Source organism: Streptomyces sp. RPT161, from assembly GCF_027533845.1.
Taxonomy (GTDB): domain Bacteria; phylum Actinomycetota; class Actinomycetes; order Streptomycetales; family Streptomycetaceae; genus Streptantibioticus_A; species Streptantibioticus_A silvisoli_A.
Genome location: NZ_JAPZVN010000021.1, coordinates 62,581 through 81,792, shown reverse-complemented (window position 1 = coordinate 81,792; position 19,212 = coordinate 62,581). Strand labels below are relative to the sequence as shown.

Below are 19,212 nucleotides of genomic sequence, written 5' to 3'. Positions count from 1 at the left end.
CCCGTCGCCCCCACCCACGACGGCGTGGCTCAACCACCCTCCGCCGGCCGCACGTTGACGGGGTCGCGCGGGTCGGTCAGCAGCGGGCCGCCGCCCAGGGGGACACCCGGGGGCGTCTTGCGGCGCGCGCCGTCCGTCGGGGTCAGCCGGACCTCGCGGGTCGCCATCCGCAGCAGCGCGGGCCGGTGGGTGGTCATCACCACGGTCCGGTCGGTGACCAGTCGGCGCAGCGCGGCCACGACCAGCCGCTCGGCTTCCACGTCCAGCCCGGAGGTCGGCTCGTCCAGCAGCACGATCGGCGCGTCGGCGAGCAGCGCCCGGGCGATGCCCACCCGCTGCCGTTGCCCGCCGGACAGCCCGGTGCCGCCGTCGCCGAGCCGGGTCTGCAGCCCGTCGGGGAGCGCCTGGGCGAAGTCGGTGACCAGCGCGGCCTCGGCGGCCTCGGCCACCTCGCGGGGGGAGGCGTCGGGCCGGGAGTAGCGGATGTTGTCCGCCAGGGTGCCGGAGAACAGGAAGGTGTCCTGGAGCACCACCGCGACCTGGCGGTGCAGCCAGCGTTCCGGCAGCTCACTGGTGGCGTGGCCGTCGATGCGCACCGCGCCTCGGGTCGGCCGGTACAGACCGGCGATCAGGGCCAGCGCGGTGGACTTGCCCACCCCGTTGGGGCCGGTGAGCGCCACCCGTTCGCCGGGTTCGACGGTCAGGTCGAGCCGGCGCAGGGCGGGCCGCCGTCCGTAGGCCATCGTGACGCCGCTGAACTCGATCCGGCCCAGGGCGCGGGCGGGCAGGTTCTTGCCGCTGCCGCCGGACGGGCGAGGCTCGTCCAGGATCGAGATGATCCGCTCGGCGGAGGCCTGCCCCTGGCTGAAGGTGATGGACAGCTTCGACAGCGACCGGATGGGGTTGATCATCCCGGCCAGATAGCTGAGCGCCACCACCAGATGGCCCACGCTCCACCAGCCGTGCGTCACACCCGTTCCGCCGACCCACAGCAGGGACGCGGTACCGACCGCCGTCGCCACTTCCAGCAGCGGCACCCGACGGGCCTGGATGTCAGTGGCGTCCAGGCCCGCCCGCAGGGTGCCGTCGCTCTCCGCCGCGAAGTGCTGGTCGTGCAGGTCCTGCCGGCCGAAGGAGTGCACGGTCCTGATGCCGCGCAGGGACTCGGTGACCAGTCCGGCCAGCCGTCCCTCGGCCTCCCGCTGCCGTCGCGCCGCCCGGTGGCCCAGCCGGCGGATGCGTGCCCCGGTGACGAGCACCAGCGGAATGCAGCCCAGGCCGATCAGGCCGAACCGCCAGTCGAGCAGCAGCAGGGCGACGGCGAAGCTGGCGATGGACAGCAGCCCCGGGAACAGGGTGGAGAACAGCGCCACCAGGCTGTCCTTGATCCGGCCGCAGTCGGTGATGATCCTGCTCGTCGACTCGCCCACCGCCTGCCGGTCGTGGTAGCTCATCGGCAACCGCTGGAGATGGGCGTACGCGTCCGCGCGGATCGCCACGCTGATGCGTTCGCCGGTACCGTTCATCACCCGGTCGCCCGCGTAGTCGAACGCCCCGGACACCACGGCCAGCAGCACCACGGAAGCGGCGGCGGTGGTCAGCATCGCGGTTTTCCCGGTGCCGAACAGATCCAGCAGCGAACTGAGCGGATTGTGCGAGGAACTCATTCCGAGTACCCGGTCGATGACCGCGGCGACCGGCCACGGTGTCGCCAGGTCCGCGGTCATCTCGCAGATGCGCAGACCGAATCCCAACGAAAGTATCCGCATATACGGAGTGCCATAGCCGCGGAATCGCCATAGTGCGCGTTCGGTCTTGTAGGTGCCGCTCATGTCGTCACCGCCGGAGTGGATGTGCCTCTCATCCGGGCCCGCAACTCGGCGTTGCCGCCCTCGGGGTGGATGCCGTGGTCGGCCATGGCGGCGCGGACCGCCGGGGCGAGCGCGGCGTCGGCGGCGAGCAGTTCGCGCAGCAGTTCGGAGAAGCGGTTGCGCCGGTCCTGCTCGTCCGCCACCGCCCCTTCGGAGCTGCCGAGCCCGGACAGTGCGCGCAGCAGCATCCGGTCGAAGCGTTCGCCGTCGCCGCCGTCCGCCAGCACCCGGCAGCGCGCGGTCCACAGGGCCGAGGCCCAGATCGTGCCGTTGGCGTGCGCGTGCCCGCTGGACCTGGGCCGTAGGAAGGCCATGGTCCAGCGGGCGTCGAGTCGGCGGCGCCGCGGATCCCACTGCGGGATGTGCCTGCGGTGCCAGCCGTAGATGTCCGGGGTGCCCAGCAGCACCGCGGTCAGGAAGTCCGCGGTGCCCTCGTCCAGGGCGACCTTGCCGCTGTGCTGGTCGTCCGGCGGGCGCAGCCGGTTCGCCCGGAAGTCGGCGGTGTGCCGGCAGATGTGGTGGCCCACCTCGTGGTACACGATGGCCGCGTTGTGCGCCGGGGCGTTGAAGTACGGTGCCCCGGTACCCGGGACGAAGGCGCGTCCGCCACCGAGGTGGACCTCACCGGTCGGTGCCACCGGGTACGGCTCGGGCGGGCTGACGTCCCCGGGCAGCCGGTAGTGGCCGCCGCCCCAGCGGCTGGGGGAGGCGTGGGCGCCGACCCGTACCACCAGGTGCGGCAGCGGTTCCCCCAGCAGGTCGGCGGCGAAGCGCAGAGCGCGCTGGGCGTGGTACGCGGCGTTGGTGAGGCCGAACGCCCGCGCCTGCCGTTCCGCCTCCGCGCCGGCCAGCGGGCCGCCGCCCGCCGCTGGCTCGTACACCAGGTCGGGGCGGTGCAGCGGCTCGCCACCGCGCTCGTCGCACACCGTCACCTCGGCCAGCGCGAGTTCGGCGGGCCCGGCGATCTGGGCCGCCAGTTCCACCTCAGCCAACCGGCCCGGCCCGACGCCGCCGTCCGGCAGGTAAACGGCGGCCCGCATCACTGTGCGAGGGCGTGGTCGGCCAGCAGATCGAGCGCCGCCCCTTCGGCGAGCTGGGCCGGGGACAGCACCGGTAGACCGGTGACGGCGGCGGCCTCCCGGGCGGCCAGCGGGCTGGCCGTCACCAGACCGCTGACGGCCAGTACCGGCACGTCCGTCGACCGGAGCAACTCGACTCCGGCGTGGGCGGCGAGCGCGTCACCCACCGCGAGCACCGTGCCTTGGCACACCTCGGACAGCGAGGCGGTCAGCAGCCGGGTCTCATCCTGCAGCAGTCCGTCCGCGATCTCCAGCACGATGGCGTTCGCCCCGTCGTGCACCAGGGTGTCCCGCATGGTGAGCATCGTGGAGCGGAGCCGGTCGGTGGGGTAGCCGAAGGTGGAGGACATCCCGAAGTCCAGGAAGTCGACCACATGGGCCGCTCCCGCGTCGAGGTACGTCCAGCGGTCCTTGCCGCTCCCGGAGCCGGTCACCTTGGCGGCGCCCGCCACCAGTCCGGCGCGGGACCAGCCGCTGATCAGCCCGGCGGCGGTGGTGGTCTTGCCGGAGTTCATCGAGGAGCCCACCACGGCGATGGCGTGCGGGCCGTTCCCCGGCGCCGCGACCGGCGACGGGGGGCGCGGTCTGGCGAAGTGCTCCAGGGACAGCGGCAGGCTGTCCTCGTTGGTGAGCGCGCCCACGATCTCCAGCTCGGTGGGCGCCTGGCAGCTGGTGTGCCAGGAGACCGCGGTGCCGATCACGCCGCCCGCGGTGAGCAGGTGGGCGCGGGGGCCGGGGCGGTGGTAGCCCTCGTAGAAGTCGGTCGCGTACCGGTTGCCGCACGCGCCGACCACCAGGTCACCCTTGTGCAGTCGCACACCGCGGCCGTGGGCGTCCTCCAGCCGCTCATGGCCGCCCACCCGGGTGACCTCCGCCACCACCAGGTCGCCCAGCTGTGGCGGTGAGCACAGCCCGCCGAGCCGACACCTTCTCATGTCGGTGATGCGGCGGGTCACATGACTCCATTTCGCCGTGGACAAGTCCCTCATCGGTACTCCCAATAGGCCCAAAGCCTCGACCGGCGAGGAGCCTTTCGTAGATTTGAAAGCCGCAGCTGTCGCGGCCTTGCCGGTAACTGGGGCGTTTTGCACGGTCATTGCGGCTACGCCGGAATCGGGCTGGTGGAAATCTGCGGCACTGCCATCAGTACTATCAGCACTATCATCGTGATTCCTTCCCGTTGGCCTCGCAATCCGGCGCGCCAGTCCGGTAGGCCAGCTGGGTAACCGCCCCCGGTTTTCCAGGATTCTGACGGGGTGGCGGGTGTGCTCCTGACGCCGGATCGGATACCTCGCTGGTCGCCGGAGTGGCTGCGCGCTTCGGCCATGAGGGCGACGCCGCACGGCAGTTCGGGTGGGATCGAAGTCATGGGGATGGGGGGAAATAGTCGCACTCCAGGGGTGGCTCCGCTCCGGTGGCGGATCACCGGGCTGGCCGAGCGGTCCGCTCCGCGGCGGCGTCGCCGAGGCGCTCGTGGCTTCCCAATCCGCTATGCGGCGGCTGTGAGTTGGCTGTGCGCCTGATGGGTCGTCGCGCTCCGGCCGCACCTGACGTAAACAGAAATTCTTGGTAAATTCCCGGGCTTGTGCGGTCGGCGTGCCCGCCACCCGCTGCGAATCCGGGGCGGCGTTCGCGGCTCGGCCGCCGGGGGATGTGGGTGGATGTGCGTAGTTGCCGACCGCCGTCGGTCCGGGCGCTGTGAGGTTACCCGCGGTCCGGGAACCGAATCCCCGGGAATCGCATTCTTGTACAGCGGATAACCTCTCCGAGTGCGGGAGGGGGCGCGGCACGATCTGCCGGTGTCACCTCGCCGTGCCAGGCCGGACGGCGTCCGGCGTGTGCCGAAGACGACAAGCAATTCCCGAGGGACCATGACAGAAACGAGCCGGCTGCTGCACTCCAAACGGATTGTCAGGATCGGTCGTGCCCCGGACAACGACGTCGTCGTCAGGGACCTCATGGCCTCCAGGTACCACGCCGAGCTGCACACCACGGAAGCCGGCGGGTTCGAGGTCGTGGACCTGGGCAGTTCCAACGGAACCTATGTCAACGGCCGTGCGGTCGAACGGTGCGAGATAGGTCCGAGCGATCTGGTGGGCATCGGCCAGACGTCGTTCCAACTCGACGGCGACCGACTGGTGGAGCGCGGGGACGCCGAGTCCGGAGCCTTCACCGCCCGCGACCTGACCGTCAGGGAACGGCACCGCGGTGAGTACAAGACCCTGCTGGACTCGGTCAGCATCGACCTGCCGGAGAAGTCGCTGGTCGCGATCGTCGGCCCGTCCGGTTCCGGCAAGTCCACCCTGCTGCGCGCGCTCACCGGCTACCGGCCCGCCGACTCCGGCGAGGTGCTGTACGACGGTCGCGACCTCTACCAGCAGTTCGCCGAACTGCGGCACCGCATCGGCCTGGTGCCGCAGGACGACATCCTGCATCCGCAGCTCACCGTGATGAAGGCACTGCGCTACGCCGCCCGGCTGCGCTTCCCGCACGACACCGACGCCGCCGAGCGGGACGCCCGAGTCACCGAGGTGCTGGCCGAGTTGGGCCTGTCCCACCGGGCCGAGAACCGGATCACCGCGCTCTCCGGCGGCCAGCGAAAACGCGTCTCGGTCGCCCTGGAACTGCTCACCAAGCCCGCGCTGCTGCTGCTGGACGAGCCGACCTCGGGACTCGACCCGGGGCTCGACCGGCAGGTGATGCAGATGCTGCGCGGCCTCGCCGACGGCGGTCGCAGGATCGCGGTGGTCACCCACAGTGTGGCCAACCTCCACATGTGCGACCGGCTGCTGGTACTGGCCCCCGGCGGCCGGACCGCGTACTTCGGGCCGCCGCAGTACGCGCTGGAGTTCTTCGGCCACGACGACTGGGCCGACGTCTTCCGTGACTTCGACCAGTACCCCGACCGCGACTGGGCCGCCATCTACCGCCAGTCGATCCACCACCGCACCTACTCCGCGGGCAAGGCGGAGGAGGAGGCCAGGTCCACCGAGTCCGAGCGGACCGCGGACGACCCCGCCGAGCAGCCGCAGGGCGTGCCCTCGGTACGGCCGCCGAAGCCGCCGAGCTGGGGCTCACAGCTGGTGACCCTGGTGCGGCGCAACTTCTCGGTGATCGTGGCGGACCGCGGACACGTCGGACTGCTCGCCGCGCTGCCGCTGATCATGGGCGTGCTGAGCGCCGCGGTGCCGGCCGCGTACGGCTTCATGGCCGCCAGCCAGCCCGCCGGACGTCCGCTCGCCTGCGGCCCGATCGCCAACGTCGACGCGCAGTGCGTACTGCTGGTGCTGGCGATCGGCGCCTGTCTGACCGGTACCGCCAACTCGGTGCGCGAACTGGTGCAGGAACGCGTGATCTACCAACGCGACCGCGCCACCGGGCTGTCCAGATCCGCGTACGTGCTCTCCAAGGTCACCGTCCTCGGCGTCATCACCGCGGCCCAGGGCCTGATACTCGCCGTGATAGGTCTCGCGGGCCGCAAACTCCCCACCGCCGGGCTGGTCACCCAACCCTCGGCGATAGAGCTGGTGTTGGTGGTGGTGCTGCTCGCCATCACCTCGATGATGCTCGGCCTGATCATCTCCGCGCTGGTACGCACCGCGGAGAAGACCATGCCGCTGCTGGTGGTCTCCACCGTGGCGCAGGTGATGTTCACCGGAGCCATCTTCCCGATGTTCAACGACACCGGGCTCGCCCAGCTCTCCTGGCTCTCCCCGTCCCGATGGGCGGTCGCCGCGCAGGCCGCCACCATCGACCTGACCCGGATCGGGCCGCCCGCCGACGCCGCGCACCCCAAGCTCGCCGACCCGCTGTGGGCGCACACCGCGGCCCAGTGGTCCATGGACGTCAGCGTGCTGGTCGGGCTCGGCGTGATGGGCGTGGCGGTGGTGACCGGAATGCTGCGGCGGCACGAGCCACAGGTAATGCGCCGCCGCTGAGCCCAGCCGCTCCCGGGACGCGGCGGTCCCAGAACTGGCTGCCGCGGCTCGGCTTCCTCCGTACCAACTGCGAATCCGCCGCGAAGGTCATCTACTTCGCCGGACGGCCGGTCCAACTGCGCCAGTTCGTCGACGCACTTGGCGCCCGGTCGCCCGCCCGCCGCCGACTGCGCCGCGCCGAACGGCGGTTGGCCACTAGCCGACCCTGTCCGCCAGTTCCGAGCGCTGCCTGTCGCCCAGGCCACCGACGCGGCGGTCGGGGTCGATGCCGATCTCGTCCATCAGCGCGCCGACCTTCGCCGGGCCCAGACCGGGGACGGCCCTGAGCAACTGGGAGACCTTGGTCTTGGCGACGACCGGGTCGGTCTTGGCCGCGGCCAGCACCTGGCTCAGGCGCTTCTTGCCCGAGCGGACGCTGTCCAGCAGGCCGGTCCTGGCCCGCCGGGCCTCGGCGGCCTTCTGCAGTGCGGCCTGGCGCTGTTCCGGAGTCATGGACGGCAGGGGCATTCGGGGCTCCTTCGCTCGGGTCGACATCGTGAATATGTGCCCTCACGCCGGCACCGGCCTCACTGCGATCACCCGAAGGGACGGTCCGGACCGAACCGCGCCCGGCCCGCGCGATCCGTGCCGACAGGCGCTGGCCAGCGGTCGGAGATACCGTGTGGTCACTGGGAGGGAGGGAGGTGGAGGCGCCATGGCGCACGCGGTCTGGAGCGGCGTGCTGTCGTTCGGGCTGGTCACCGTGCCCGTCCAGATGTTCGGTGCGACCGAGAGCCACACCATCCGCTTCCACCAGCTCCAGCGCGGCACCGCCGATCGGGTGCGCAACAAGCGGGTCAACGAGCGCACCGGCGAGGACGTCCCGCTGTCGGACATCGTCAAGGGCTACGACATCGGCGACGAGTACGTGGTCGTGGAGCCGGAGGAACTGGACGAGGTCGCTCCCGGCCGGTCGAAGAAGCTGGAGATCAGCGGATTCATCGACCTGGACGAGATCGACCCGGTCTACTACGACAGGACGTACTACGTCGGGCCGCGCGGCGACGAGTACGCGAAGGTCTACGCCCTGCTGGTGGAGGCGATGAAGAAGGCGGGCAAGGCCGCTATCGCCACCTTCGTTATGCGCAACCGCGAGTACCTGGTGGTGGTCAAGCCGGTGAACGACGTCCTCGTCGTCCACACCCTGCACTGGGCGGACGAGGTGCGCGACCCGCACCGCGAGATCGGCGGGCTGCCGGAGAACGCACGGGTGGAGAAGCGGGAGCTGGACACCGCCGTGCAACTGGTCGACGCGCTCAGCGTCGACTGGGACCCGCAGGAGTACCGCGACAGCTACCAGGAGCGGGTGCGCGAACTGCTGGAGGCCAAACGCACCGGCGGCACCGTGGAGAAGGAGGAGCCGCCACCGCGCTCCACCAATGTCATCGACCTCAACGAGGCGCTGCGGGCCAGCGTGGAGCGGGCCAAGGGCAAGCGCGGCACCGGTGGCAAGAAGCGCGCCGAGGCCGAGAAGGCCGGGAGGGCCGAGAAGGCCGGGAAGAAGGCGGAGAAGGCGGAGAAGGCGGAGAAGGCCACCGCGGAGAAGGCCACCGCGAAGAAGCGGGCGAAGAAGCCTCCCGAGGCGGCCGACCTCGCCGGGCTCAGCAAGACCGCGCTGTACGAACTCGCCACCGAGGCCGACATCCCCGGCAGGTCCACGATGAGCCGTGAGGAACTGGTCGAAGCGCTCTCCGCCACCGGCGGACGGCGCAAGGCCAGGGCGTCGGCCTGACCGCGATGCCCGTAGCACCGGACCGGCAGGCCCTGGACGTCGACGGCCACCGCCTGGTCCTCACTCATCTGGACAAGGTCCTCTTCCCGCAGACGGGCACCACCAAGGCCGCCGTGCTGCACTACTTCGTCCGGGTGGCCCCCGAGATGCTGGACCACTGCGCGGGGCGGCCCGCCTCCTTCGTGCGCGCGCCGGAGGGGCCGGACGGTCAGAGCTGGTACGCGAAGAACCCGCCCCCGGGCCTGCCCGACTGGGTCACCGTCACCCAGGTGGCCAGCCGGGAGGGCCCGGCGCCCTATGTGGTGATCGACTCCACCGCGTCCCTGCTCGCCATGGTCAACCTCGGTGCCTACGAGATCCACGTGCCGCAGTGGACCGCCGCGAACGGTCCGGACGCCCACGACCGGATGGTGTTCGACCTGGACCCGGGGGAGGGCGTGGACCTTGTGCTCTGCTGCCGGATCGCGCTCGGCGTTCGGCGACTCCTCGCGGAGGACGGGCTGGAGGCGTATCCGGTGGTCTCCGGAGCCAAGGGCCTGCACCTGTACGTTCCGTTGCGGCCGACGGCGGAACGGCGGGTGTCCGACTACGCCAAGGCGCTGGCGGTACGGATGCAGCGCGAGCATCCCGATCTGGTGACGGCGGTTATGGCCCGTGCGGCGCGCCCGGGCAAGGTGTTCATCGACTGGTCGCAGAACGCCTCGGCGAAGACCACCGCCGCCCCCTACACCCTCAGGGTCAGACCGCGGCCGGCCGTCGCCGCCCCGGTGACCTGGGACGAGGTCACCGCCAGCGAGCACCCGGACGACCTCCGGTTCACCCCGGACCAGGTCGCCGACCGGGTCGCGGAGCGGGGCGACGTCCTCGCCGACCTGGCCGACCCGGCGGGCGCCCACGAACTTCCGGACCGGGTCAGGAACCGGCGGCGCGGCTGAACCAGGCCCCAACTCCCGCAGGTAATCGGCCAGTTGCGGCGGCTCGTGCACTGCGGGTCGGCTTGGCGGGTGCTGGGCGCGCTGCTGGCGGTCTTCGCCTGATGTTCGCGCTGCCGAAGCGTGCGCCGCGGCACGGAAGGAGGCGGTGCCGGTGGGGTGACCGGGATGGATGCGACAGCGTCGGCACCGTGACCGGGGGATGGTCACGGTGCCGAGGCCGCTGTCGGTCAGGAACCGCCGATCTGCTTCAGTGAGGGGACGTTGTCGGTGACGTTCGCACCGTTCTGACTCCCCGCGTTCTTAACGCCGTTGACGGTGTTCTGAATCTGGTTGAAGTCTGAATCGCTGGCGTTTCCGCCCCTGATCTTCGCGCCCAGGTCCTTGAGCTTGTCCACGCTTCCGGTGAGCGGGGCCACCGCCTTGGACAGCAGCGGATCGCCCTTGGCGTCGCGGATCGCGGCCTTGTAGCGGTTATAGGCGAAAGTGGCGGCCAGACCCCCCTTTACCAGCGCGCCGGTACGTCCCTTGGTGCCTTTCTTGAACGTGCCCGCCTTGTACGGCTTGTAAATCCACTGGTACACCGCTCCGGACGCCAGGCTCGCATTGGCCACGAACTTCGTCTTGGCGAACCGGACTTTGTCCGCCGAACTGGAGGCGGAGGGCGCGGACGAAGCGGAGGACGTTTGCTTGCTCTTGCCGGAACAAGCGGGCACCACCAACAGCAGCGCTGACATCAGCGCCGCGAGAACACCGTGCCGTAGCCGGTAGGGGGATGACAGCACCGGATCACTTCCCTTGATTTCGCGGCCCGTCCCCGCCTACGGCGGCCTGGGCGGTTTTCTGGACGTCCCATCGGGGCCGAGGCTCTTGACCGGACTCTTTCCCGGCCCTCGGCATCGCACCACCTCGATAGCGCCAATCGGGTGAACAAGGGACAGAAATGCCGAGAAGCCGCCAAATGTGGCGAGTTGGGCAGTAGCCCGATAGTGTGACGTGACGGACTCGTTTGCAGTAAGTGCACTTACTCCTCGTGGTAGGTGCACTTCATGACGAAGGGAGAAGTGCAGTGACCCCCACGAAGTCCCACTCCGCTCGTCTCGCTGTTGCCGGAGCCCTCTCCGCCGCCCTGCTGACCGGCGGCGCCGGGGGTGCGATCGCCGCGTCGCACCCGATCCACCCGGCTCCTTACCGCGCTCCGGCCAAGTCGTCCATCAGCATCAGAGTCAGCCCGACGACCGTCAAGGCCGGGCAGCAGGTCACCGTCATCGGCCGGGCCCAGGGTCTGAAGTCCGGCAGCAGGGTGCAGCTCCAGCACCGTAGCAACGGCAAGTGGACCTCGCTGCACGCCAGCACGACGGTCCAGAGGGGCGGCGCCTACAAGCTGACCGCCAAGCTCAACTCCAAGGGCAAGCAGGTACTGAGGGTCTACGACGGCACGACCACGTCGTCCCCGGTAACCGTCACGGTGCACTGACGCGCCAGGCGCACTCTCCGTTCAGGGCCGCCCCCGCACACGCGGGGTCGGCCCTGAACGACGCCCCCGTCACATTCTCATCACACAAGCCCCCTACGATCGTCACATGGCCAATGCGATCGAACTCCCTGACGACCTGATCGCCCTGCAGCGTGCCGCGGACGAGGCCCTGGCGGCGCTGGGTGGTCCCGATGTGGGGTCACCGTCGAACTGGTCACCACGGCAGCGCCAGGAATGGGACGAACGCTGGGAGACCTACCGGCAGGCCGCGCACGCCCTCAACGCGCACCCCCTGATGCGGCAGGCCGCGGCGGAACGCCGGCACCGGGAGCTGCGAAACGCGCTGCGCGCCGCCGCCCGCTGCCACGGCTGACGCTAAGCGGGCGAATTCGCCGAGGCCCGCCGAAGCGGCCCGAGCAGAACGCCAGTTCGGCGGTGGACACCCGATCGGGGCGCCACCCACTCGGCGGGCATTACGGCCGGACCTACGGCGCCACGCCTGGGAATCGGCGCCGGAGAACTCGTCCGGAGCATTCCGCCAGGCGGCTGTGCCGTGGTGGCGGAAAGCAACCGGAACGGCCGCGACGCGCATGGAATCTGACGCCTTGCCAATTGTCGGATAATCGCCTAGGGCTTTTGACATGGCAGTAAACGGCTGACGCCACCACTGCCAGTGGGCCCGCCAGGAATTTTCCTGGTCCGTTTCAGGAGGCAGCACGGCATGCAGGCAAGGTTTCTCGCGTACGGGCTCGCCGCCGTGGTGGCGGCGGGCGCGGTGGGCACTCCCGCAGCGGCGGCTTCCCATATGGACGCCGCGAGTTCATGGGACCATCTCGCGCAGTGCGAAGCCAACGGCAACTGGCACATAAACTCAGGGAACGGCTACTACGGCGGTCTGCAGTTCAGCGGGCACACCTGGCGCGCCTACGGCGGTGGCGCCTACGCGTCCCGGGCCGACCGGGCCAGCCGCTCACAGCAGATCGAGATCGCCAGCAGGGTGCTGTCCCGTCAGGGGCTGAGCGCCTGGCCGGGCTGCTCGGGCCGGACCGCACTCGGCGACGACAGCCACGTCAGCCGTGGCTACTGGCGCCGTACGTACCGCTACGGGTTCCTGCGGCACCACTACCGGTTCCACGCGCACCACCGGCGCTGGCTCCGTGGCCATCGGCACCACCACCATCGGTTCCACTGGCGCCACCGCCACCACCGGTACTGGTTCCACTGACCGACGTACGGCGGCCTGGCCCCCGGTCGGGTGGCCAGGCCGCCGGTGCGGTCAAGTGGGCGACGGATCCGTACGCCGGTGGAGGGACCCGTGGCGTGTGAGCCCCCGGACGCGGAGTACGCCGGGCTCCAATGAGCCAATGGATGCATTTGTACTACTGTCGCGCGGTACCCGAGTCGAAAGTCCAGGGGCGGCGATCGGGGCGGGCTCATGAGCGCGCCGGTCGCACGGTCCCGGCGCGCCGTGCTGGGCATGATGGCGGCGGCCCTGACCACCGGAGCCGCGCCCGCGTCGGCGCTGACCGTCCGGCCGCGCGCCAGGACCGAGGCGCGGGCCAGGACCCGGAGCCTGCTGCTCGCCGCCGACCAGGCCAGTGAGCGGGTACTGGTCCTCGACCCCACCGACGAGTCCTGGGCCGAACACGGCACCCGCGCCGCCCTGCGCTCCGCCGCGAGGGCGGCGCTGTGGTCCTGGTCGCCGACCGACGACGGCAGCCTGAACTTCCTGAATCCGCAAAGGAGTTGGCGCAACGTCAGCGAGGCCAAGCACCGGGTGGTGGACGGCAGGCAGTGGCTGCTGACCTGCGCGTCGGCCGGCCTGGTCGCGGTGGTGTCCTACCCGCACGGCCGGGTCGCCTGGGCCACCGTGGTCGGCGGCAACGCCCACAGCCTGGAACTGCTGCCGGGCGGCAACGTCGCGGTCGCGGCCAGCACAGGGGGGTTCGTCCGCATCTACACCGCCTCCCAGGGGCCGGGCTCCGCGCGGTACGTCCAGTACGGCCTGCCCGGTGCGCACGGCGTGCAGTGGGACGAGGCCAACAGCACGCTGTGGGCCCTGGGCGAGAGCCAGTTGGTCGGCCTGAAGGTGGACGGCAGCGACGCCGAACCGGAGGTGTCCACCGGGGTGACCGTCAACCTCCCCGACACCGGCGGCCATGACCTGTCCGCGGTCGCGAGGGACCGCAACCGGCTGTGGGTCACCAGCACCCACCACGTGCGGCAGTACTCCATCTCCGATGACGCCTTCGTCGGATATCCCGGGCAGGCGGGGATCGACCGGGCCGGGGTCAAGAGCGTCGGCGACGACCCGGTCACCGGCCAGGTGCTCACGGTGACCCCGCAGTCCGGCAATCCCTGCCAGTGGTGCACCTCGACCATCGACTTCCACGCGCCCGACGGCCGCCAGGACACCGCGGGGGCGAGTCTGTACAAGGCCCGTTGGCTGCTGCCATACGACAGCGACGACGAGTGACCGCGACGCGTCCCCGCCGGGAAACCGGCGGGAAAGCGCGCCGCAGCTCAAATTACGCTCAAGTCATTCCGCCGGTTCGCGACCACCCGGTAATAGTCGGAGCCGGAGGTCCTCCCACCTGAAGCGCGTCTTGACCATTTCTTTACCAGGGGCCCCGGAGACAGCTGAGAGCGGGCTGTCCAAGGGAAACGCGGCGGGCGCATGGAAATTATCTCTGGAAGGTAACTATTCATCGTCGAGTCTTTGCGGACGTATGAACGATCCCTACTCTGAGGCAACTCTTCTCAGCACGCTCTGCCATTAATGGAGAGGCCCCTCATGGTCAGTGTGGACAAGTTCGCCCCGCAGACGGCGCGGGACCCCAGCACGCTCCGTCGCGATGTAGGCCTGATCGGGCTGCTCTGGGCGTCTGTCGGTTCCATCATCGGTTCAGGATGGTTGTACGGCGCGCAGAAGGCCGTGGTCGTCGCCGGACCGGCCGCCATCATCTCGTGGACCATAGGCGCGATCGCGATCGTGCTGCTCGCCCTGGTCCATGCCGAGCTCGGCGGCCTCTTCCCGGTAGCGGGCGGTACCGCCCGCTACCCGCACTACGCCTTCGGCGGGCTCGCCGGTATGTCCTTCGGCTGGTTCTCCTGGCTGCAGGCGGCCACCGTCGCCCCGATCGAGGTCGAGGCGATGATCGGCTACGCCGGTCACTGGTCCTGGGCGCAGGGCTTCCTCAACAAGGACCAGACGCTGACGGTGAGCGGCTTCATCGTCGCGGTGATCCTGATGGCCGTCTTCGTCGCGGTCAACTTCCTCGGCGTCCGGCTACTGGCGCACACCAACAGCGCCGCCACCTGGTGGAAGGTGGCCATCCCGCTGCTCACGATATTCGTGCTGGCGGCCACCCACTTCCACGGCGGCAACTTCACCTCGCACGGCTTCGCACCGTTCGGCGCCAAGGGTGTGCTGGGGGCGATCAGCACCAGCGGAATCATCTTCGCGCTGCTCGGCTTCGAGCAGGCGATCCAGATCTCCGGTGAGAGCAAGAACCCCAAGCGGGACATCCCGCGGGCCACCATCGGCTCGGTGTTCATCGGCGCGGGCATCTACCTGGCGCTGCAGATCGTCTACATCGGCGCGCTGCCCGGCAGCTCCTTCGCCAAGGGCTGGGCCAACCTCAACTACGCGGGAATCAGCGGGCCGTTCGCCGGTCTGGCGACCGTCGTCGGACTCGGCTGGCTGGCCTGGGTGCTGTACATGGACGCGGTCATCTCCCCCGGTGGTACCGGTCTGATCTACGCCACCTCCACGTCGCGCATCTCCTACGGTCTGAGCAAGAACGGCTACGCTCCCACGCTGTTCGAGCGCACCAACGCCCGTAGCGTTCCGTGGTTCGGTCTGGTCATGGCCTTCGTGACCGGCGTGATCTGCTTCCTGCCGTTCCCGAGCTGGCAGCAGCTGGTCAGCTTCATCAGCTCGGCCAGTGTCCTGATGTACGCGGGTGCCCCGCTCGCCTTCGGCGCGCTGCGCTCCCGGCTGCCGGAGCGGGACCGGCCTTACCGGCTGCCCGGCGGTGGCCTCATCTCGCCGCTGTCCTTCGTGATCGCGAGCCTGATCATCTACTGGTCCGGCTGGGACACGCTGTGGCGGCTGGGCGTCGCCATCGTCCTCGGTTACGTACTGCTCGGCTCGTACGCGCTGTACGCCAACCGCAAGGGTCTGCCGAACGCCCCGATGCTGAACTGGAAGTCGGCGCAGTGGCTTCCGGTCTACCTGATCGGCATCGGCGTGATCTCCTGGCAGGGCGGCTTCGGCAACGGCACCGGCGCCATCCCGCTGTGGTGGGACATCGCGCTCATCGCGGCGTTCTCCCTGGGCATCTACTACTGGGCCCGCGCCACGGCGCTGTCCAGCGAGGAGATCCAGCGGAACATCGACTCGGTGACCGTGGTGGACGAGGGCGGCCACTGAGCCTCCCCCCTCCCGACACGTGGAGCCCGGCCGGTCCCCTCGGCCGGGCTCCACGCATTCCCGCGTCAGCGCGCGTCATCCCGTGGCACAACGCGGCCAGGGGTGCCGGGACTCGAGCTCGGCGGCCAGGTCGAGCAGGGTGTGCTCGCCGCCCAGCGGCGCCACCAGCTGCACCGCACCCGGCACCGCGCCCGGCTGGCCGCCCAGGGGAACGCTCATCGCGGGCCAGCCGGCGAGGTTCCACGGCGGGGTGAGCGGTGAACACCGCGTACTGCCAACCAGGTTGGCCAGCCAACCGCGCTCGTGCCACGGCCCCGCGGCCGGACCCGGGCGGGCCAGCGCCGGCATGACCAGCACGTCGTAACGGGCGAAGAACGGCGCCAGGCGCTCGCGCAACCGGGTCCGCAGATCCGCCTGCGGCAGCCCGGTACGGGCGAGGACCCGGCCGACCGCGCCGTGCCGCCGGGTGCGCCGGGTCAGCAGCCGCACCGGCAACCCCTCGGCGTCCGCCGCGGTGCCCGCGGTCCAGCGGGCGAACACCGCCGCGCCCAGCCAGACCGGGTACGGCGGGTCCGCCGGGGTGACGTGGTGCCCGGCGGCGGCCAGCAACTCGCCCGCGCGACGGGCGGCCTGGGCGTACGGCGCGGTGACGCCGACGCCGGGCAGCGGGCTGCGCACCGAGACGGCGACGCGCAACGGGCCGACCGCCGGGCGGGCCGCGTCCGGCGGATCCTCACCGGCCAGCACCCGAAACATCAGCCGCGTGTCGGCGGTGGTGGTGGCCAGCGGGCCGTTCTCCGACATGCCGAACCAGTCGCCGTTGCCGATCCCGGCGGGCACCGTTCCAAAACCCGGCTTGAGGCCGATCAGGCCGCAGTTGGCGGCCGGTATCCGCAACGAGCCCATCCCGTCGTTGCCGAGGGCGATCGGTACCATCCCGCTGGCCACCGCCGCCGCGCTGCCGCCGGAGGAGCCACCGGACGTGCGCGCCCGGTCCCACGGGTTGCGGGCGATTCCGTAGACGCTGTCCGCGGTACCGAAGACGCACAGTTCGGGCACGTTGGTCAGGCCGACGACCACGGCGCCGGCGGCGCGCAGTCGTCGCACTGTGGGGTGGTCGGCCGTGGCCGGGGTGTCCATGGTGGCCGCGGAACCGTTTCGGCATGACTCCCCGCGCACCGGCAGGTTGTCCTTGACGGCCACCGGGACCCCGGCGAGCGGGAGCCCCGCGAGATCCGGGCGGGCGGCGACCTCGTCCGCCTCGGCCAGCGCGAGTTGGGCGCGCACGGTGCGGAAGGCACCGATTCCGGCGTTCTCGCGCTCGATCCGAGCCAGATGCTCGGCCACCACCTCGCGCGGGGTGACCCGGCCCTCGCGTACGGCGGCGGATATCTCAACGGCGGTACGTCCAGGCCAAGTTGGCATACGCACTGACCTTTCCTCGGGCCATGTCCGACGGGTGGTGGAGTTCGGGCGTCGAGCCTATGTCCGAGGTCAACGGTCAGGCGAGGGCGCCGTCCCGCTCGGCGCAGACCGAGCGCAGCAGCAGTACCGCGATGTCGTCGGTCCGGTGCCTGGCCTGCTCCGCGTTCCTGGTGAGCGCGTCGGCCAGGGCGTCCAGCGGTCCGTCGTCGAAGCGGGCGAGCTTGCCGCCCAGCGCGTGCAGCGCGTCGTCCAGGTCGACCCCGGGAGCCTCGATCAGACCGTCGGTGTACAGCGCGAGCACCGTGCCGACCGGCATGGGGATTCGGGTCAGCGGATAGCTGGTGACGGCCTCCGCGCCCAGCACGATCCCTCCGGCCACCTCGGGCACCCGCACCTCGCCGTCCGGGGTCCGCAACAGCGGCCGGGGGTGTCCGGCGCTGGCCAGCAGCGCGTACCTCCCGCTCAGGTGCACCCGCAGATATATGCAACTCGCGAGCAAATTGGTATCGAGGTCATTCATCAGGCGGTTGGTCTGGGACAACACGGAGCCCGGGTCGGCGCCCGCCGTCGCATAGGCGCGGACCGCCGTCCGGATTTGGCCCATGAGCGCCGCGGCTGCCACATTGTGCCCCTGGACATCACCGATCACCGCGCCCGCGGTGCCGCGGTCTATTCGCAGGATGTCGTAGAAGTCGCCGCCGATATCCATTCCCTCGGTCCCGGGGAGATAGCGGGCCGCCGTCTCCAGTCCGGGCAGCAGCGGAAGGGCATGCGGCAGCAGGCTTTCCTGGAGGCCGTGGGCGAGTTCCAGTTTGGCGTCGTACATCCGGGCCCGGTCCATGGCCTGGGCGATCAGACCACTGAGCGAGGTGAGCACCGCGCGTTCATGGACGGTGAAGTGGTGCGGCTGGTCGAAGGCGAGGACGCAGGTGCCCACCAGTCGGCCCGACGCCACCAGCGGCAGATATGCCCAGGCGGACATGGTGTCCCGCATCTGCGGCCGCACCGGATACATCCGTTCCAGTTCCTCGCGGGACTCGAAGAACGCGGGCGCCCCCGAGACCAACGCGTGGACTCCCGGTGTGGCGGCGGTCAGCGGCGTGCTGTCGAAGGCGTCGATGAGGCCCGGCGGATAGCCGCGATGGCCCGCCACCAGCAGCCGGTCGCCCTCGGCGATCAGTACCGCCACCGCGCGGGCGCCGAACGAGGGGACGATCTGGTCGGCCACCAGGTCGACCACGTCCACCACCCCGACGGCCTGGGTGAGCTTACTGGCGAGGTGCAGTATGTGGTAGTACGCGCCCGCCCGGGTGGGGACCTCGGCGTCCGCGGCCAGCATCGGGCCCGGCGCGTCTCGCGGTGCCACGTCGGCCTCGTTGATCCGCACGGTGATCCCGGAAGCGTCCGGATACAGCCGGAAGGCCAGCCAGCGGTCGGGTGGTCGCAGCGCCACGAAGGACGAGATCTGCCGACTGACCGTCGCCGCCCGGTAGCGGTCCTCGTACACCGGATCCCGTAGCCACGGCAGTACGTCCCAGGGGCGGGCGCCGAGCAGTCGGAAGACGGGGGCGCCCAGCAGGTTGGCCGCCCTGGGCGTGACCCAGGTCAGCCGACCCCGCGCGTCCAGCGCGCATATGCCCTCCGGCAGCCGCTCGACCATCGCCGTGAGGCTCTCCGGGGTACCGGGGCCGCCGCTCTCCGCCGTGATCATCAGCGGCTCCGGCCCGGCGCGTACGGGGCGGCCCGCCGCGGTGGCGTCGCGCAGCAGGCGGGCCAGGTCAGCGGAGAGTGCCATCAGGGCGTCGTGCTCGGTCTCCGACAACTCCGCCGAGTGCCAGCCCGGCCAGCACGTGAAGACGACCCCGAGCGCCGCACCATCCGCCACCAGCGGCAGAGCGGCGAGCGAGAAGGCGTAGGGCAGGACCAGCGCGAGGGCCGGATAGAGCCGCACCATCGCCTCCTCGCCGCCCACCCACACCAGTCGGCGGTCGCGCATCGCGTCCGTCACCGGCGCGGTGGTGGACAGCGGCACATGCTCCCACGGCCGGACGAACTCCCGCGAAAGGCCCAGCATCATCACCAGTTCCAACCGCTCCGCGTCCGGCCCAGGAACGTAGAGCGCGGCAATATGGCAGCCCAGCCGGTCCCGCGCCGCGTCCAGGCGCGCCAGCAGGGCGTCGAGATCCTGGCGCACACCCTGATCGATGGCGTCCGTCCCGGAGCCCGGCGCCGCGGACCGTGAGTCGCGAGCCATGGGCACCTCCACGTCTGCCCATTCTCGCCC

15 protein-coding genes are annotated in these 19,212 nt (G+C 70.7%); 8 read left to right on the top strand and 7 right to left on the bottom strand.

Features of this window, described 5'->3' with window-relative positions; translation table 11 throughout:
• Positions 1–29: 29 nt before the first annotated feature.
• The 3 genes from O5O46_RS29040 to O5O46_RS29030 are packed head-to-tail and all read right to left on the bottom strand — an operon-like array spanning position 30 to position 3,906.
• Positions 30–1,832, bottom strand: coding sequence for an ABC transporter ATP-binding protein (locus O5O46_RS29040; protein ID WP_269858586.1), 1,803 nt, complete (start codon positions 1,830–1,832; stop codon positions 30–32).
• A complete protein-coding gene (locus O5O46_RS29035; protein WP_269858585.1) occupies positions 1,829–2,911 on the bottom strand; it encodes a hypothetical protein in 1,083 nt (360 codons plus the stop codon). The genes O5O46_RS29040 and O5O46_RS29035 overlap by 4 nt, the downstream gene beginning before the upstream one ends.
• Positions 2,911–3,906: a DUF1611 domain-containing protein gene (locus O5O46_RS29030; RefSeq protein ID WP_269858584.1), complete on the bottom strand. Its 996-nt coding sequence runs from the start codon at positions 3,904–3,906 to the stop codon at positions 2,911–2,913. Before O5O46_RS29030 ends, O5O46_RS29035 begins: the two co-directional genes overlap by 1 nt.
• Positions 3,907–4,821: 915 nt before the next feature.
• Between O5O46_RS29030 and O5O46_RS29025 the strand changes: the two genes are divergently transcribed.
• Positions 4,822–6,888 (top strand): ATP-binding cassette domain-containing protein, encoded by a 2,067-nt coding sequence (locus O5O46_RS29025; protein WP_269858583.1) that lies wholly within the window; start codon positions 4,822–4,824, stop codon positions 6,886–6,888.
• Positions 6,889–7,083: 195 nt separating this feature from the next.
• Here the strand turns inward: O5O46_RS29025 and mihF are convergent, their stop codons facing one another.
• On the bottom strand, positions 7,084–7,395 hold the full coding sequence (gene mihF / locus O5O46_RS29020) for an integration host factor, actinobacterial type (RefSeq protein WP_269858582.1): 312 nt from the start codon (positions 7,393–7,395) through the stop codon (positions 7,084–7,086).
• A gap of 187 nt (positions 7,396–7,582) precedes the next feature.
• On the opposite strand from mihF, the gene ku reads away from it, so the two are divergent.
• Both ku and ligD read left to right on the top strand, forming a co-directional pair.
• Positions 7,583–8,659 (top strand): non-homologous end joining protein Ku, encoded by a 1,077-nt coding sequence (gene ku / locus O5O46_RS29015; protein ID WP_269858581.1) that lies wholly within the window; start codon positions 7,583–7,585, stop codon positions 8,657–8,659.
• A 5-nt stretch (positions 8,660–8,664) separates the two neighbouring features.
• Positions 8,665–9,594: a non-homologous end-joining DNA ligase gene (ligD, locus tag O5O46_RS29010; RefSeq protein WP_269858580.1), complete on the top strand. Its 930-nt coding sequence runs from the start codon at positions 8,665–8,667 to the stop codon at positions 9,592–9,594.
• A 227-nt stretch (positions 9,595–9,821) separates the two neighbouring features.
• Here the strand turns inward: ligD and O5O46_RS29005 are convergent, their stop codons facing one another.
• Complete coding sequence (locus O5O46_RS29005; RefSeq protein WP_443072650.1) at positions 9,822–10,373, bottom strand: hypothetical protein; 552 nt, start codon at positions 10,371–10,373, stop codon at positions 9,822–9,824.
• A 287-nt stretch (positions 10,374–10,660) separates the two neighbouring features.
• On the opposite strand from O5O46_RS29005, the gene O5O46_RS29000 reads away from it, so the two are divergent.
• The 5 genes from O5O46_RS29000 to O5O46_RS28980 all read left to right on the top strand — a co-directional run bounded on the left by O5O46_RS29000 (position 10,661) and on the right by O5O46_RS28980 (position 15,503).
• Positions 10,661–11,068, top strand: a complete 408-nt coding sequence (locus O5O46_RS29000; protein ID WP_269858578.1) for a hypothetical protein — start codon at positions 10,661–10,663, stop codon at positions 11,066–11,068.
• Between the two features lie 106 nt (positions 11,069–11,174).
• A complete protein-coding gene (locus O5O46_RS28995) occupies positions 11,175–11,441 on the top strand; it encodes a hypothetical protein (protein ID WP_269858577.1) in 267 nt (88 codons plus the stop codon).
• Between the two features lie 348 nt (positions 11,442–11,789).
• On the top strand, positions 11,790–12,293 hold the full coding sequence (locus tag O5O46_RS28990) for a transglycosylase family protein (protein WP_269858576.1): 504 nt from the start codon (positions 11,790–11,792) through the stop codon (positions 12,291–12,293).
• 210 nt (positions 12,294–12,503) lie between these two features.
• Complete coding sequence (locus O5O46_RS28985; protein ID WP_269858575.1) at positions 12,504–13,544, top strand: DUF6528 family protein; 1,041 nt, start codon at positions 12,504–12,506, stop codon at positions 13,542–13,544.
• 318 nt (positions 13,545–13,862) lie between these two features.
• Positions 13,863–15,503, top strand: a complete 1,641-nt coding sequence (locus tag O5O46_RS28980; protein WP_269858574.1) for an APC family permease — start codon at positions 13,863–13,865, stop codon at positions 15,501–15,503.
• A gap of 75 nt (positions 15,504–15,578) precedes the next feature.
• On the opposite strand, the gene O5O46_RS28975 is transcribed toward O5O46_RS28980, so the two are convergent.
• Both O5O46_RS28975 and O5O46_RS28970 read right to left on the bottom strand, forming a co-directional pair.
• Positions 15,579–16,928, bottom strand: a complete 1,350-nt coding sequence (locus tag O5O46_RS28975) for an amidase (protein WP_269858573.1) — start codon at positions 16,926–16,928, stop codon at positions 15,579–15,581.
• Between the two features lie 76 nt (positions 16,929–17,004).
• Entirely contained in the window at positions 17,005–19,182 is a 2,178-nt protein-coding gene (locus tag O5O46_RS28970) for a SpoIIE family protein phosphatase (protein WP_269858572.1), read from the bottom strand.
• Positions 19,183–19,212: the final 30 nt, after the last annotated feature.

Excerpts from the sequence above, each read along its gene's own strand:
- O5O46_RS29035 (WP_269858585.1), bottom strand. The coding sequence starts at position 2,911 with ATGCGGGCCGCCGTTTACCTGCCGGACGGCGGCGTCGGGCCGGGCCGG.
- O5O46_RS28980 (WP_269858574.1), top strand. The coding sequence starts at position 13,863 with ATGGTCAGTGTGGACAAGTTCGCCCCGCAGACGGCGCGGGACCCCAGC.
- O5O46_RS29040 (WP_269858586.1), bottom strand. The coding sequence starts at position 1,832 with ATGAGCGGCACCTACAAGACCGAACGCGCACTATGGCGATTCCGCGGC.
- O5O46_RS28975 (WP_269858573.1), bottom strand. The coding sequence starts at position 16,928 with ATGCCAACTTGGCCTGGACGTACCGCCGTTGAGATATCCGCCGCCGTA.
- O5O46_RS29025 (WP_269858583.1), top strand. The coding sequence starts at position 4,822 with ATGACAGAAACGAGCCGGCTGCTGCACTCCAAACGGATTGTCAGGATC.
- O5O46_RS28985 (WP_269858575.1), top strand. The coding sequence starts at position 12,504 with ATGAGCGCGCCGGTCGCACGGTCCCGGCGCGCCGTGCTGGGCATGATG.
- mihF (WP_269858582.1), bottom strand. The coding sequence starts at position 7,395 with ATGCCCCTGCCGTCCATGACTCCGGAACAGCGCCAGGCCGCACTGCAG.
- O5O46_RS28990 (WP_269858576.1), top strand. The coding sequence starts at position 11,790 with ATGCAGGCAAGGTTTCTCGCGTACGGGCTCGCCGCCGTGGTGGCGGCG.
- O5O46_RS28970 (WP_269858572.1), bottom strand. The coding sequence starts at position 19,182 with ATGGCTCGCGACTCACGGTCCGCGGCGCCGGGCTCCGGGACGGACGCC.
- O5O46_RS28995 (WP_269858577.1), top strand. The coding sequence starts at position 11,175 with ATGGCCAATGCGATCGAACTCCCTGACGACCTGATCGCCCTGCAGCGT.
- ligD (WP_269858580.1), top strand. The coding sequence starts at position 8,665 with ATGCCCGTAGCACCGGACCGGCAGGCCCTGGACGTCGACGGCCACCGC.
- ku (WP_269858581.1), top strand. The coding sequence starts at position 7,583 with ATGGCGCACGCGGTCTGGAGCGGCGTGCTGTCGTTCGGGCTGGTCACC.